The sequence below is a fragment of the Gemmatimonadaceae bacterium genome, assembly GCA_035633115.1.
Lineage (GTDB): Bacteria > Gemmatimonadota > Gemmatimonadetes > Gemmatimonadales > Gemmatimonadaceae > UBA4720.
Genome location: DASQFN010000047.1, coordinates 408578 through 422869 on the forward strand (window position 1 = coordinate 408578; position 14292 = coordinate 422869).

Sequence of the window (14292 nt, forward strand, 5' to 3'; positions counted from 1 at the left end):
AGCAAATCGTAGCCGCCCGGGCGTGGATTCAGCCCCCGGGCCGTTCAAATGCCGCATTTCGCAGGGGTTCTTGCGGGTTGCGGCATTTTGCCAACCTCTCGTTCTCCTTCTCAAAATCGTTGTAAAAACTTTTCGAACCTTTTTCGGGAGTTGCTCGTCAATAGGGGACTGCACTGCGTCCGATCACACCGAAACCCTGGAGTGTGACGCCGACAAACGTGTGGCTCCGATCGTGCTTTTGTGCATTTTGTTACAAGATTTTCGAAAGTTCGTCTGTGGGGCATAGGGCAGTAACGCAACAGAGTTGAACTTGTTCGCTCCTCCCCAATGGAGGTCGCGACAAAGGCAAACCCGCTGAAAAGCGGGGACGCAAAGCCACGAGGCTACAGCTGACGCGAATGCGGCGGCCAGGCCGGTCGGGTTACCGAACGATTCAGGAGGAGTCGAATGAAGTCGATTCACGATTTTCGCACGTCCCGGTCGGGCCTTGGTCGCTTGATTCTCGCAGCTGGTCTGACGACGACGCTGTTTTCCTGCCGCGACGCAGTCGCCCCCGTCACACCATCAGACGATCAATCCGTGTTGGGAGCGCTGGCATCAGCGCGCGAAGACCGGAAGATCAAAGACGAGTACATCGTCATCTTCAAATCGAGCGTTTGGGACGTACAAGGCGCCGTGAGTGGCCTTGCGCGGCGTCATACGCTTTCGCCCAGGCACTTCTACACGAGTGGACTCAGAGGCTTCGCCGGACATATGTCCGCAGAAGTAGCCCAGGAGCTCGCTGAGGATCCAAGCGTCGCATACGTCGAGCAGAACGGAGTGGTGAGCGTAACAGACACTCAGTCGCCGTCTGGTTGGGGGCTCGATCGGATCGATCAGTCGGATCTGCCGCTCACCGGGTCGTACTCATACTCGGGGAACGGTTCGGGCGTCAACGTCTACATCATAGACACGGGAATCAGAACGACGCACACGCAGTTCGAGGGTCGCGCGGTTGCGGCATTCACGTCTGTTCTCGACGCGAATGGACTCCAAGGCTGTCACTGGCACGGCACTCACGTGGCGGGAATTGTTGGCGGATGGCAAGTGGGAGCCGCCAAAGCAGCGACGCTCTATTCAGTCCGCGTGCTCGACTGCGCCGGCCTCGGAACCGTCGCCGGCGTGATCGCGGGCATCGATTGGGTGACGGCGAATTCGGTGAAGCCTGCCGTCGCCAACATCAGCATTGGTGGGTCACTCAGTATTGCGATGAACGATGCGATCCAGCGTTCCATTGCTTCCGGCGTCACGTACGTTGTTGCAGCCGCCAACGACGCTTCTGACGCGTGCAACGTGTCGCCAGCATCGGCGCCCAACGCGATCACTGTTGGTGCGACCGGCAAAACCGATGCGCAGACGAGCGTTTCGAACTGGGGAACTTGCCTCGATATGTACGCGCCGGGCTACAACATCCTCTCGGCGTGGAACACCGACGATGTCGCGCTCGGTCCGGCAAGCGGAACATCGATGGCTGCTCCTTACGTGGCAGGCGCCGCGGCACTTTACCTGCAAGGCCGTCCGTCAGCTTCACCGGCCGAGGTTGCGAATGCGCTGATTTCGACGGCAACGAATGGGGTACTCACTGGTCTCGGACCGGGGTCGCCGAATCGCCTTCTGCGCGTGAATGTTCCTTTCCCGGAGCCAGCTCCGGCGCCAGCTCCTGCTCCGGCACCTGCTCCAGCACCAGCTCCGGCGCCAGCTCCGGCGCCAGCTCCGGCTCCAGCACCTGCTCCAGCACCTGCTCCGGCGCCAGCACCTGCTCCAGCACCTGCTCCAGTACTGAGCCAGCCACCGACGGCCTATTTCAGCTGGAGCTGCTACAAGAACACCTGCTCGTTCAATGGTTCCGGTTCGAAGGACGACGTAAAAGTTGTGGCCTGGAATTGGAACTTCGGCGACAACACAGCAGAGGTGCGTCTGACAACCTCCTCGACGAAACACACCTTTGCGGCGAAGGGCTACTTCTACGTGAAGCTCACGGTGTACGACGCCGACGGACAGAGCCACAGCCTGACGAGGAGGGTCAAGATCGAGAGACTCGCCAACTGAGACTCATAGAGGCCTCCGCACGGAGGAGGCCGACCCGCGCGCTGCCCGCGTGGAGGCGGTGGGCAGCGATACCGTAGCCGCTTCCCTCAAATACAAAGAAGGACCCTCGCGAGAGGGTCCTTCTTTTACAGCCGCGGGAGCGTCACCCCGGTCTGGCCCTGGTACTTCCCCTTCTTGTCCTTATAGGAGACAAGCGGTTCTTCCTCACCCTTGAAGAAGAGAACCTGCGCAATGCCCTCGTTCGCGTAGATCTTTGCCGGAAGGGGAGTGGTATTTGAGATCTCGAGCGTAACATACCCTTCCCACTCCGGCTCGAAGGGCGTGACGTTCGTGATAATGCCACAACGCGCGTAAGTGGATTTTCCGACTGTGATTGTCACGACATTCCGCGGAATCCGGAAATACTCGACCGATCGCGCCAGCGCGAACGAGTTCGGAGGTACAATGCAGACGTCACCGCTGAATTCCACGAACGAGCGCGGATCGAACAGCTTCGGATCGACCACCGAGCTCAAGACGTTCGTGAAGATTCGAAACTCGTTCGCGACGCGCATGTCATAGCCGTACGAACTGACCCCGTAGGAGATCACCCCGTCGCGCACCTGGCTGTTCTCGAACGGCTCGATCATGCGATGCTCGAGGGCCATTTGCGTTATCCATCGGTCTGATTGGATTGTCATTCTGTGGATAGGATTTTGCGGAGGGGTGCGCGCGGGTCGGCGCTCGAAGCGAGGCGGTGAATGTATCCGAGCGTGTGAAATCCTGCCACTTCGTGCGCCCCTTTCGCGGCCGTAGCCGGGCACGATAGATTTTCATTACGGAGTTAGTGAAATTTTTCACGAAGTCGGAACTCGATGAGCCGCGCGTATTTGCCCGTCCTGATGTTAGTCGGATTCGTCGTCATGAACGCCGTCCTCATCGTGGCGATTTCGGCGCTGACGATGCGCTCCCGTCCCACACCTGTCAAACAGAATCCGTACGAATCCGGCATCCCGCCGCTGGGCGATGCCCGCGAGCGATTCTCCGTCAAGTTTTACCTGATCGCGATTCTGTTCATCATCTTCGACATCGAAACGGTGTTCATGATTCCGTGGGGAGTGCACTACAAACAGCTCTCCTGCGCCGAGCCGCTCGTACGTGGAGTCTGTCCCCCCGAAAGCGTCACCTTCTTCGGGCTCGGCGAGATGATCGTGTTCATGGTGATCCTGTTCGTGGGCTTCATCTATGTCTGGAAAAAGGGAGCCCTGCAATGGGATTGACGACACCCGCGCACGGCTCGCGCGCCGTTTCATACGTGCCAGAATCGCAGGAAGGCTGGGTAGCGACGCGACTCGACTTTCTCGTGAACTGGAGCCGGGCGAATTCGCTGTGGCCCATGCCATTCGGAACAGCATGCTGTGCGATCGAGTTCATGGCGACTGCGGCCAGCCGATTTGATCTCGCCAGGTTCGGGATGGAAAGGATGAGCTTTTCACCGCGGCAGGCAGACGTGCTGATCTGCGCCGGCAGGGTTCCATTCAAGCTGGCGCCCATCATCCGCCGGATCTGGCAGCAGATGCCTCAACCGAAGTGGTGTATCTCGATGGGAGCCTGCGCATCGAGCGGCGGAATGTTCGACAATTATGCGGTGGTGCAGGGAATCGATACGATCATTCCGGTAGACGTCTATGTGCCGGGATGTCCGCCCCGCCCGGAAGGGCTGATTCACGGGATAAGGCTGCTGCAGGAAAAGGTCATGAACGAGCGCAGAGCGGACAAGCGGATTCGTGAGGAGATGGATCCCGATCCGTCGAGCGAGCTTTACATCCCGGCCTCGGTGATCAACGAGCTTGGCGAGCCGTTTGGAAACTCCGTCCATCAGAACCGAAGCGCCCCATGACCGCAGCCGGACGGTTCGAGATCGTGACTACGGGAAGCGCAGTCGCCGCGGCGCCGGCACCAGTCACTCCGAGGAACGTGAGTCATCTTGCCGGTGAGGCAAACCCAAGCGCCGCTGCGCTTCTCGAGAAATTTCCACTGGCGGTCGAGCGGACGCTCGTCGTGTGGGGTGAGACGGTCGTCTATGTCTCGACGAACGCGCTGCTCGAGGTGATGCAATGGCTTCGCGACGACCCCACACAACGCTACGACTATCTGAGCGACGTCACCGCGGTCGAATACCGCGACTTCGACCAGCCGATTGAAGTCGTATGGCATCTTCGGTCGCTTCCGTTCCGTCGTTTTCTGCGAGTGAAGGTACAGCTTCCCAAGAGCGGCCCGCTCGAGGTTCAAAGTGTCTGGAGCCTCTGGAAATCCGCGGATTGGCTCGAGCGTGAGTGCTTCGACATGTTCGGGATAAGATTCAACGGCCATCCCGACCTGCGCCGGATTCTGATGTGGGAGCAGTACCGCGAGGGTTACCCGCTGCGCAAGGATTTCCCGCTGCGCGGCCGTTTCAGCCGCGCAGAGCAGCTGCGTCAGGCGCTGGTGCAGAACCCGGAGTCTCGCTACTCGATGGAAGAGCTGACCGTCGCCGACGCGTTCGAGGATCTGCCGGAAGATATGCGAAGGCGCTTGAGCGCGGGCGAGAGGACGGGCGAGTAGATGGCGTCAGGAACTCGCACGGTAGAGGTAGAGCTTTCGACAACGGGTCTCGATGCCCAGGGCCGTCCGCAGCGCGTGCCCCTGGTGACTGGTGGTGATACAGGCGATTTCGCCGTCGCGCCGTCGCCGTCGCTCGAGCCGGAGCTCTCGACCGATCACATGCTCATCAACCTCGGGCCACAGCACCCGGCTACGCACGGAGTGCTTCGTCTGGTTCTCGAGCTCGAGGGCGAGACGGTCGTGCGCTGCATCCCGCACATCGGCTACCTGCATTGCGGGTTCGAGAAGATGGGCGAGTACCGCCAGTACAACCAGATCATCACCTGGACCGACCGTGAGGACTACCTCAACTCGATCGGAAACAATGTCGCGTTTGCCCTTGGCGCGGAGCGTCTGTGGGGCATAGACATCACCGAGCGCTGCACAGTGCTGCGTGTCATTGCATGTGAGCTTTCGCGAATCATCTCGCATCTCGTCTGGCTCGGCACCACTTGCATAGACATCGGCGCTTTCACGCCGTTCTTATGGGCGTTTCAGGAGCGCGAGAACGTCTACAACCTGCTCGAGGGCTGGGTTGGCGCGCGTCTCACGACTTCGGCGACGCGCGTGGGTGGGATGGCGGCGGACATTCCCGCCGGCTGGCTCGACGGGCTGCGAAACTTCATCCGCAGTTTCCCGAACACAGTGGATGAGATCGATCGCATGCTCACGAGGAATGCGATCTGGGTGGGACGAACCGTTGGCCTTGGGATCATGACTCCGGACGAAGCGGTCAACTGGGGTCTCTCGGGTCCGATGCTCCGTGCGTCCGGTGTCGATTACGACGTGCGCAAGGATTTTCCATACCTCGACTACGAGACTTACGACTTCGACGTCCCTGTTGGAACCAATGGTGACGTCTACGACCGTTATCTGGTTCGAATGGAAGAGCTGCATCAGTCGGTGCGCATCCTTCAGCAGGCGCTCGATCGGCTTCCTGACGGACCGATAAACGTCGACGATCCGCGCGTGATTCTGCCGCCGAAGTCGAAGGCCACGAGCGAGATGGAATCTATGATCCATCACTTCAAGCAGGTGATGGAAGGGCCCCGTCCACCCGTTGGTGAGTCGTACGTTGCCGTCGAAAGTCCGAAGGGGGAGAAGGGGTACTATATGGTCTCCGACGGAACGTCGAAGCCGGTGCGGTGGCGGATTCGTCCGCCGTCGTTCGTGAATCTGTCGGCGATCCCGAAGATGGTGGAGGGTCACCTACTCTCGGATGTAATTGCGATCAATGCCAGCATCGACATTGTGATGGGAGAGATCGACCGTTGAGCCGTCCCGTGATGGGAGGCGCCGAGTCGCCCGACGTGGCGGCTCACGATGCTCACGCGCACGAGATCGAGCCTCATGTACCGGTTTTCGCTGCCGCTGTCAGGAACGAGCTGGACGAGCTTCTAACCCGCTATCCGACGAAGATGGCGGCACTTCTTCCGGCTCTGTGGATCGTGCAGCGCGAGCGCGGCTGGGTGAGTGAGGAATCGATGGCCGAGGTTGCCGGACTTCTCGAGCTCACGCCGGCATACGTGAAGGGCGTCGTAACGTTCTATACGATGTACCACCAGCACCCGGTGGCGAAGTACTTCATTCAGGTGTGCACGACGTCACCTTGCGGCATCTGTGGAGCGGAGGATGTTGTGAAGGCTCTCCTGCGCCATACGGGCGGGGGCGAGCTGGGCGTTCCGTCGGCAGACGGCAGATTCGCGGTCATCGAAGTGGAGTGCCTCGGTGCCTGCGGCTTTGCCACGCCGATCATGGTCAACGACGAGTTCATCGAATCCGTTACGCCGGCAAACGTGCCTGACATTCTCAAGCGGCTCGCCTGATGGGTTATCCGCACAAGTCGCATCCACGCGAGACTCCGCTCCTCACGCGCTATTTCGGCGAGGAGGAAGCGCGAACCCTCGACGGCTGGAAGAAGCGCGGCGGTTATCAGGCGCTGGAGAAAGCGCTCGTCATGACCCCCGCCGAAATAGTTGACATTGTCAAGGAATCAGGATTGCGCGGCAGGGGCGGAGCAGGCTTCCCGACGGGAATGAAGTGGTCCTTCATGAAGCCGGGCGACGGCAAGCCTCATTACCTCTGCTGCAACGCCGACGAATCGGAGCCGGGAACCTTCAAGGACCGCGAAGTGATGCGCTGGACTCCACACGCGCTCGTCGAGGGATGCGCGATCGGTGCGTATGCGATCGGGGCCGAGACCACCTACATCTATATAAGAGGTGAATTCACCGAGCCGCTCATATGGATGGATCGGGCGATTCGCGAAGCGTACGATGCCGGAATTCTCGGCGCCAATGCGATGGGCACCGGCAAGCGAATCGAGATGTACGTTCACAAGGGCGCGGGCGCCTACATCTGCGGCGAGGAAACCGCATTGATGAACTCCCTCGAGGGCCAGCGTGGAAACCCGCGCATCAAGCCGCCTTTCCCGGCCGTCTCGGGGGTGTTCGGACAGCCGACGACGATCAACAACGTCGAGACTCTCGCGGCGGTGCCTGAGATCATCATGAAGGGCGCCGCGTGGTACAAGAGCATGTCGCTCTCGAATCTGAAGAGCACAGGAACCAAGCTGTACTCGGTGTGCGGCAACATTCGATATCCGGGAACTTACGAAGTCGAAATGGGGTTCCCGTTCGGGGAGTTCCTGCATGAGCTTTGCGGCGGGGCTCTCGACGGCCGGAAACTCAAGGCTGTCATTCCTGGCGGGGCATCAGTGCCGATTCAAACAATGGCCGAAGCAGACGCGACGCTGATGGATTACGAGGGCTTCGTAGCCCAGGGATCGATGCTCGGCTCCGGCGGCGTGATAGTCATCGACGACAAGCAATCGATGGTGCGGGTGATCGCCCGACTCGCTCGCTTCTTTGCCCACGAGAGCTGCGCTCAGTGCACGCAATGCCGCGAAGGCACCGCGTGGACTACGAAGATCCTCGAGCGAATTCGCGACGGGCAGGGCACGATGGAAGACCTCGATACTCTGCTGGATCTCGCGGACCTCATGACGGGAACGACGATCTGCGTGCTGAGCGATTCGTGCGCGGTTCCAGTCGTTTCGGGAATCAAGAAGTTCCGCGCCGAGTTCGAGGCTCTGATTCACGGCAAGCGCGTGCATCCCGTTCTCTCGGCGGTGGCCTGATGGCCGAGCGAAAGATGGTGAGCCTGACGATAGAGGGACGTCCTGTCTCCGTGCCCGAGGGAACATCGATCCTCGAAGCCGCCAAGGCCGTGGGAATTCTCATCCCCCACTACTGTTACCATCCCGGACTGCCGGTGGCCGGCGTGTGCCGCATGTGTCTGGTGGAAGTCGAGAAAGCACCGAAGCTTGCAGCGTCCTGCGCAACCCTTGTGGCGGACGGCCAGGTTGTGCGGGTCCACACCGAGCGCGCGCTCGAAGCGAGAAAGGGCGTGCTCGAGTTCCTGCTCATCAATCATCCGCTCGACTGTCCCATCTGCGACCAGTCGGGTGAGTGCGAGCTACAGGACTACACATATCAGGAGGGCCGGGCGGATTCGCGGTACCGCGATCCCAAACGATTCAACCCGGTAGAGGACTTCGGGGGAGACGTTCTTTACGTTCCCAATCGGTGCATACTGTGCACTCGATGCGTTCGCTTCATGGACGATGTCGCGCATGACACCGTCCTCAATGTCAGCGAGCGCGGCGACCGCGCACTCATTGGAAAGTTCGAGGGAAAGGATCTCACGCATCCCTGGGCTGGAAATGTCGTGGACCTCTGTCCTGTTGGAGCGCTCCTCTCCAAGGATTTCCTCAACAAGGCTCGCGCGTGGGAGCTCGACCGCGTTGCTTCCGTTTGTCCGAGCTGCACGCAGGGCTGCAATATCACGATCGAAACGCGTGATTCAGCCGTCGTCCGTCTCAAGCCGCGCCCGAACGAAGACGTCAACAAGTTCTTCATGTGCGATTACGGCAGGATGAATTATCGGTGGATGAATCGCACCGACCGCGCTGAGTCGCCGCTCGTCCGCACGGAGGGCGCGCTTCGCGGTATCGACTGGGATGTAGGGATCCATGCCGCGGCATCGCTCCTTCGCGAGAGGCGCGTATTCGTTGTCGCTTCTCCAAAGCTGTCGAACGAGGCGCTTTACCTGTTGTCGAGGCTCATCGAGGGAAGCGGCGGAGCAGGAGTGTTCCGTGTCGACACTGGCGATGAAGCTCCGCTGGCCGGAGTGGAGGACCTTGCACTTCGGCGTGACCGTGCCGCCAACGTGAAAGGCGCGGAGCTGTTCGGCTTCGAGCGTTCGGAGAGTCCCCTGGCGAAGCTCGGTGACGGCGATGTTCTCGTGATTGCCGACGACGATCTCGATGGAATCGCAGCGGACGATCTCGTACGTGCCGCTCAGGTGATCGTAATCGGAACGACACTGCCCGAGGCTGCGAAGGATGCAGCGGTCCTCTTGCCGATCACTAACGTCGCCGAAGAGGAAGGGACCTTTACGAATCTTCACGGCCGCGTTCAGCGATTCATGCAAGCCAAGCCGGCCCCCGGCCTCGCGCGGCCCAGCTGGCTCGTGCTTGGCGATCTCCTCGGGGCGCTCGGAAAGCAGAACGGTTTCTACCTGCCGTCTGACGTCTTCACGCGCATCGCAGAGTCGCATCCCGCGTTCTCCGGTCTTTCCTACGATTCGCTGGGGATGCGTGGCTTGCCCGTGCTCGACTCGGACGCGCGTACCACGACACGAATGGGTGAGGGTTTGGGCATGGGCCAGGAGGCTACGAGATGATCGAGCCTCTCGCACTCCTTCAGCTCGCAAACCCGCAGCTCCCCCCGACCGGAACTGGCGTTTTCGTCATCGCGACGATCGTGAAGATTCTGATCGTTTTTACCATCTACATGGTTGGCGTCGCGTTGCTCACGCTCGCCGAGCGCAAGATCTCGGCGTGGATCCAGGACCGGCACGGCCCGAATCGAGTCGGCCCTTCCGGGCTGCTGCAGCCGGCGGCAGACGGTCTGAAGAACTTCATGAAGGAAGAGACCTATCCGGAGGCTGCTTACAAGCCGCTGTTCATCCTTGCTCCCATACTTTCGTTCATTCCAGCTCTCACAACGTGGGTGGTCATACCGTTCGGCGCTCCGTTCCCGACGCGGTGGGGCCGAATCGATCTCGTCGTTGCCGATCTACCGGTGGGATTTCTCTTCATCCTCGCCATCTCTTCGCTCGGCGTGTACGGAATCGTTCTCGCCGGCTGGGCGTCGAACAACAAGTACGCGCTTCTCGGCGGCTTACGGTCCAGCGCGCAGATGATTTCCTACGAGATCTCGCTCGGCCTGTCAACCATTCCGGTGCTCCTGCTGGCCGGCAACGTGACGCTGGCCGCGATCATCACGCAGCAGGCATACGGTGGATGGAACGTGGTGAACCTGACGATCGCGTTCTTCATCTTTCTGGTCGCAGCATTCGCCGAGACCAACCGGCTGCCGTTCGATCTTCCGGAGGCGGAGTCGGAGCTCATTGCCGGCTACCATACCGAGTACAGCGCGATGAAGTTCTCGCTGTTCTTCATCGCAGAATACGCGAACATGGTGACGGCGAGCGCCCTGATGGTGACGCTGTTCTTCGGCGGTTACGACGTGCCGTTCACGCCGCGCGACAACATCGGGCCTTTCAGCGGATGGCTCACCATTCTCTCGCTGCTGATCTTCTTCGCGAAGCTTCTGTTCTTCCTGTTCTTCTTCATGTGGGTGCGCTGGACGCTCCCGCGTTTCCGTTACGACCAGCTGATGTCGCTGGGGTGGAAGTTCATGCTGCCGCTGGCACTGGCGTACATCATCGTCATCGCAGCCGTGGTTCTGGTGCTCGATGCAGCAGGAATCACGCGTGGCGCCATGCACAGCTCGATTCTCGGCGCGGTGAACGTGGTGATCGTGATGATCGTCTTTGCGATTCTCGATCACGGCCGGATCATCAGTCCGGCTTACGGACGCATCGACGCTGCTCGTATCGCGAGACTGCGCGGCGTTTCCGGCCGGTCACCCCTCGCATCCGGAGTCGTCAGATAATGCCGATCACCGTCAAGGTGCTCGATCGTCCCATCGAGGACGTCAGCTATGTCAAGGCGACCCTCAAGGGAATGGCGCTGACTCTCAAGCACCTGGTCAACCCGCACAAAGTCACGGTGCAGTACCCCGAGGAGAAGTGGCAGATCTCTCCGCGGTGGAGGGGAACGCATCGTATGCTCACGACGGAAACCGGAAAAGCAAAGTGCGTCGCCTGCGGTCTCTGTCCGACAGTTTGTCCGGCCAACTGCATTAAGCTGGTGCCGGGTGAGGACGAAGAAGGGAACCGGTATCCCCTGATCTTCGAGATCGACGAGTTCCGCTGCATCTTCTGCGGCTACTGTCAGGAGGTTTGCCCCGAAGAAGCCATCCACGTCGGAAGACATTACGAGAACGCCGAATACAGTCGCGCGGGATTCGTTTACGATCTCGAGCGGCTGACGGCGCAGACTCATCCCGTTTGCGAGATGTGGGACCCCGACGATCCGAGGGGCGAATAGATGCAGCTGCAGTATCCGCTGTTCTACACTTTCCACTTCTATCTCTTCGGAGTGATCGCGATCGCCTCCGCGCTTGCGTTCGTCACGCGCAAGAGCCCGGTTGCCGCCGCACTCTGGCTCGTCAACACGATGTTCTCGCTCTCAGCGCTGTTCGTGCTGCTGGATGCACAGTTCATCGGGGTGATGCAGGTGCTCGTGTATGCGGGCGCGATCATGGTGGTGTTTCTCTTCGTCATCATGCTTCTCAACCTCGGTCATCCTTCGGAGATCGCCGACAAGCGCGGCCTCTGGGCGACTCTGATCGCGGTTGGGATGGGAATTGTACTGGTGGCGCAAATCATGGTGATTTCGAGCGGAAAGGTGGCGACTCCATACGTGATGCCCCCCAACTTCGCCGCCGACCAGATGAAGAAGATGGGCGCCGTAAGCACTGTTGCCGCTCCACTCTTCAATGAGTACCTGCTCGCATTCGAGCTGACGAGCGTGTTGCTGCTGGTGGCGATTGCCGGAGCGGTTGTGCTGGGGCGAAAGAGAGACGGCCGTGCTGGCTGAGTCGCTCGCACTATCGGCCGTGCTGTTCACTATCGGTGTCGTGGGAGTCCTCACGCGCCGGAACGCGATCATCATCTTCATGTGCGTGGAGCTGATGCTCAACGCGGTGAACCTCACTTTTGTCGCCTTCTCGCGCGTTTACGGGGCGACCGGTCAAGTGTTCGTCGTGTTCGTGATGACCGTCGCGGCGGCTGAGGCTGCGGTGGGACTGGCGATCATCATCGCGATCTTCCGTCACCGACAGACAGTGAATCTGCAGAACATCAACCTCATGAAAGGTTGATGCTTCTCCAGGAAGTCGTGGCGGTGGGCGCGCACCCGCTCGCAGGTACGATGGCCCGCTACGTGTGGCTGCTTCCGATGCTGCCTCTGCTGGGCTTCCTGATCAACGGACTTCTTTCACTGGTGAGTGCGGCGCGAATCGGCCCCGACGATCCGGATATGGCGCATGGTGATGACCATTCCTCGGCGGCAAGTCATGATGCGCATGCTATCTCCGCTGCAGACCAAGCCGAGGCTCCCGGCGACGACCACCATGCAATCGCGCCGCACCGTTATGCCGGCATCGTAAGCATCGTGGGGCCCGGTGTGCTCGTGCTGTCGTTCGTGCTCGCGTGGGCCATGTTCGCGGCGATGCGGAGCGTGCCCATGGAGGCCCCCTTCGTTCAGACTTACTTCAACTGGATGCCCGTTGGAACGCTCCAGATTGATGCCGCACTGCAGCTCGATCAGCTGTCGATGCTCATGGTGCTCGTTGTGACAGGAGTGGGGGCGCTCATTCACATCTTCAGCGTCGGATACATGCACGAGGACCCGGGCTATCCACGCTACTTCGCCTACCTCAACCTGTTCGTGTTCTTCATGCTGGTGCTCGTGCTCGGCGCGAACTATCCGGTGTTGTTCGTCGGCTGGGAGGGCGTGGGGCTCTGCTCCTATCTGCTCATTGGCTTCTGGTTCTCCGACAAGGTGAACGCCGACGCGGGGAAGAAGGCATTCATCGTCAACCGAATCGGAGACTTCGGGTTCCTGGTCGCGATGTTCATTCTGTTCGCGACACTCGGCGCGCTCGATTTTCAGAACGTGTTCGCGAGCGCCGCATCGCTTCCGTATGGCGGAACGGTCGCGACCGCGATCTGTCTTTTCATGTTTCTGGGCTGCGTAGGAAAGAGCGCGCAGATTCCGCTTTACGTCTGGCTGCCTGACGCGATGGCAGGTCCGACACCGGTGTCGGCTCTGATCCACGCCGCGACGATGGTCACTGCCGGCGTCTATCTCGTTGCGCGCAGCGCGCCGCTCTTTTCGATGGCTCCAGTGGCCAGCCTCGTCGTCGCACTCACGGGCGCAGTGACCGCGATCTTTGCGGCGACCATCGGGCTCAAGCAGTGGGACATCAAGAAGGTTCTCGCCTATTCGACGGTGTCGCAGCTCGGGTACATGTTCGTTGGTGTCGGAGTGGGAGCCTATACCGCTGGCCTCTTTCATCTCGTTACGCACGCCTTTTTCAAGGCGCTGCTGTTCCTCGGCGCGGGCTCGGTGATTCACGCGATGCATGCAGCGTATCACAGGACGCACAGTCAGGACGATGCCCAGGACATGCGAAACATGGGCGGCCTCAAACAGTTCATGCCCATCACGTGGGTGCTGATGTGGATTGCGACGCTGGCGATCGCGGGCAGCCCGCCGCTCTCCGGATTCTTTTCCAAGGACGAGATTCTGGGCGCCGCCTTCCACCGGGCGGGAGGCTCTGCGCTGGCGGATGCGACGCTGTTCGGAATAAGCGGAGGAGCCTGGCTATACCTCGTGTACGTGCTGGGAATCGCTGCCGCTTTTCTCACAGCGGTCTACATGACGCGGCTCATGCTCTACACCTTCCATGGCCCGAACCGTACTGGTGAAAAAGAGCGCTCGCATCTGCACGAGGCGCCGTGGGTGATGACAGGCCCTCTTGTTGTCCTTGGCGTATTGAGCGCGTTCGGGGGATGGCTCAACATCCCCGAAGTGATCTCCGATCTCGTACCGCTTGGACCAACGGCAACTCTCGAGCACTGGCTCGAGCCCGTGCTTGGCGCATCGACGGCGCGCGTCGCGCAGTCGGCTGCCCCACATGCGATGTCGGTCACGACTGAGGAGCTGCTGATCCTGCTGGCGGTAGTTGTGGCCATGGCGGGAATCGCGTTCGCCTGGTATCGGCTCAAGCCCGCGCACCTCGTTCCGAAACGCGAGGCCAGGCCTGAAGAAGGCTTTGAACTCGTCCTGGCCAACAAGTACTTCGTAGACGAGGGCTACGCTCGGGCAATCGTCAACCCGACGTATCAGATCTCGCGGAATGTCCTCTGGCGATTCGTGGACAACGGCATCATCGACAGCTTCTTCGTCAACGGCAGCGCGGCTCTTGCCCGCGGATTTGGATGGGTCGGATCACGCTTGCAGACCGGTGCGGTAGGGACATACGCCTGGGTGCTTGTCGCCGGCGTCCTTGCAGTCCTCGGCGCGGTGACTCTCCGCTAGAC

Annotated in this window: 14 protein-coding genes and 1 riboswitch; of the genes, 13 read left to right on the forward strand and 1 reads right to left on the reverse strand. The window is 60.4% G+C overall.

From position 1 onward, the window contains the following. The first annotated feature begins 334 nt into the window (after positions 1 to 334). A riboswitch (cyclic di-GMP riboswitch) is annotated at positions 335 to 429 on the forward strand. Positions 430 to 447: 18 nt separating this feature from the next. Continuing rightward, positions 448 to 2088: a S8 family serine peptidase gene (locus VES88_06460; GenBank protein HYN81126.1), complete on the forward strand. Its 1641-nt coding sequence runs from the start codon at positions 448 to 450 to the stop codon at positions 2086 to 2088. 125 nt (positions 2089 to 2213) lie between these two features. Here VES88_06460 and dcd read toward each other — a convergent pair whose 3' ends face one another. Next, a complete protein-coding gene (dcd, locus tag VES88_06465) occupies positions 2214 to 2768 on the reverse strand; it encodes a dCTP deaminase (protein ID HYN81127.1) in 555 nt (184 codons plus the stop codon). A gap of 174 nt (positions 2769 to 2942) precedes the next feature. On the opposite strand from dcd, the gene VES88_06470 reads away from it, so the two are divergent. The 12 genes from VES88_06470 to nuoL are packed head-to-tail and all read left to right on the forward strand — an operon-like array spanning position 2943 to position 14290. Continuing rightward, positions 2943 to 3347 carry an NADH-quinone oxidoreductase subunit A gene (locus tag VES88_06470; GenBank protein HYN81128.1) on the forward strand — a complete coding sequence of 135 codons (405 nt, stop codon included), beginning with the start codon at positions 2943 to 2945 and terminating at the stop codon, positions 3345 to 3347. Continuing rightward, positions 3338 to 3967, forward strand: a complete 630-nt coding sequence (locus VES88_06475; GenBank protein HYN81129.1) for an NADH-quinone oxidoreductase subunit B family protein — start codon at positions 3338 to 3340, stop codon at positions 3965 to 3967. The genes VES88_06470 and VES88_06475 overlap by 10 nt, the downstream gene beginning before the upstream one ends. Beyond that, entirely contained in the window at positions 3964 to 4671 is a 708-nt protein-coding gene (locus VES88_06480; protein ID HYN81130.1) for an NADH-quinone oxidoreductase subunit C, read from the forward strand. The genes VES88_06475 and VES88_06480 overlap by 4 nt, the downstream gene beginning before the upstream one ends. After that, on the forward strand, positions 4672 to 5985 hold the full coding sequence (nuoD, locus tag VES88_06485) for an NADH dehydrogenase (quinone) subunit D (protein HYN81131.1): 1314 nt from the start codon (positions 4672 to 4674) through the stop codon (positions 5983 to 5985). Beyond that, complete coding sequence (locus VES88_06490; protein ID HYN81132.1) at positions 5982 to 6536, forward strand: NAD(P)H-dependent oxidoreductase subunit E; 555 nt, start codon at positions 5982 to 5984, stop codon at positions 6534 to 6536. Before nuoD ends, VES88_06490 begins: the two co-directional genes overlap by 4 nt. Then, on the forward strand, positions 6536 to 7849 hold the full coding sequence (gene nuoF / locus VES88_06495; protein HYN81133.1) for an NADH-quinone oxidoreductase subunit NuoF: 1314 nt from the start codon (positions 6536 to 6538) through the stop codon (positions 7847 to 7849). The genes VES88_06490 and nuoF overlap by 1 nt, the downstream gene beginning before the upstream one ends. Next, positions 7849 to 9456, forward strand: a complete 1608-nt coding sequence (locus VES88_06500) for a 2Fe-2S iron-sulfur cluster-binding protein (GenBank protein HYN81134.1) — start codon at positions 7849 to 7851, stop codon at positions 9454 to 9456. Before nuoF ends, VES88_06500 begins: the two co-directional genes overlap by 1 nt. Continuing rightward, positions 9453 to 10733 (forward strand): NADH-quinone oxidoreductase subunit NuoH, encoded by a 1281-nt coding sequence (gene nuoH / locus VES88_06505; GenBank protein ID HYN81135.1) that lies wholly within the window; start codon positions 9453 to 9455, stop codon positions 10731 to 10733. The genes VES88_06500 and nuoH overlap by 4 nt, the downstream gene beginning before the upstream one ends. After that, the gene (locus tag VES88_06510) at positions 10733 to 11230 is read left to right on the forward strand and encodes an NADH-quinone oxidoreductase subunit I (GenBank protein ID HYN81136.1); all 498 of its coding nucleotides are present in this window, start codon (positions 10733 to 10735) and stop codon (positions 11228 to 11230) included. The genes nuoH and VES88_06510 overlap by 1 nt, the downstream gene beginning before the upstream one ends. Next, positions 11231 to 11782, forward strand: a complete 552-nt coding sequence (locus VES88_06515) for an NADH-quinone oxidoreductase subunit J (GenBank protein HYN81137.1) — start codon at positions 11231 to 11233, stop codon at positions 11780 to 11782. It begins immediately after the preceding gene. Beyond that, on the forward strand, positions 11772 to 12065 hold the full coding sequence (gene nuoK / locus VES88_06520; GenBank protein HYN81138.1) for an NADH-quinone oxidoreductase subunit NuoK: 294 nt from the start codon (positions 11772 to 11774) through the stop codon (positions 12063 to 12065). Before VES88_06515 ends, nuoK begins: the two co-directional genes overlap by 11 nt. After that, a complete protein-coding gene (gene nuoL, locus VES88_06525; protein ID HYN81139.1) occupies positions 12065 to 14290 on the forward strand; it encodes an NADH-quinone oxidoreductase subunit L in 2226 nt (741 codons plus the stop codon). The genes nuoK and nuoL overlap by 1 nt, the downstream gene beginning before the upstream one ends. Positions 14291 to 14292: the final 2 nt, after the last annotated feature.

Excerpts from the sequence above, each read along its gene's own strand:
- VES88_06460 (HYN81126.1), top strand. The coding sequence starts at position 448 with ATGAAGTCGATTCACGATTTTCGCACGTCCCGGTCGGGCCTTGGTCGC.
- dcd (HYN81127.1), bottom strand. The coding sequence starts at position 2,768 with ATGACAATCCAATCAGACCGATGGATAACGCAAATGGCCCTCGAGCAT.
- VES88_06470 (HYN81128.1), top strand. The coding sequence starts at position 2,943 with ATGAGCCGCGCGTATTTGCCCGTCCTGATGTTAGTCGGATTCGTCGTC.
- VES88_06475 (HYN81129.1), top strand. The coding sequence starts at position 3,338 with ATGGGATTGACGACACCCGCGCACGGCTCGCGCGCCGTTTCATACGTG.
- VES88_06480 (HYN81130.1), top strand. The coding sequence starts at position 3,964 with ATGACCGCAGCCGGACGGTTCGAGATCGTGACTACGGGAAGCGCAGTC.
- nuoD (HYN81131.1), top strand. The coding sequence starts at position 4,672 with ATGGCGTCAGGAACTCGCACGGTAGAGGTAGAGCTTTCGACAACGGGT.
- nuoF (HYN81133.1), top strand. The coding sequence starts at position 6,536 with ATGGGTTATCCGCACAAGTCGCATCCACGCGAGACTCCGCTCCTCACG.
- VES88_06500 (HYN81134.1), top strand. The coding sequence starts at position 7,849 with ATGGCCGAGCGAAAGATGGTGAGCCTGACGATAGAGGGACGTCCTGTC.
- nuoH (HYN81135.1), top strand. The coding sequence starts at position 9,453 with ATGATCGAGCCTCTCGCACTCCTTCAGCTCGCAAACCCGCAGCTCCCC.
- VES88_06510 (HYN81136.1), top strand. The coding sequence starts at position 10,733 with ATGCCGATCACCGTCAAGGTGCTCGATCGTCCCATCGAGGACGTCAGC.
- VES88_06515 (HYN81137.1), top strand. The coding sequence starts at position 11,231 with ATGCAGCTGCAGTATCCGCTGTTCTACACTTTCCACTTCTATCTCTTC.
- nuoL (HYN81139.1), top strand. The coding sequence starts at position 12,065 with ATGCTTCTCCAGGAAGTCGTGGCGGTGGGCGCGCACCCGCTCGCAGGT.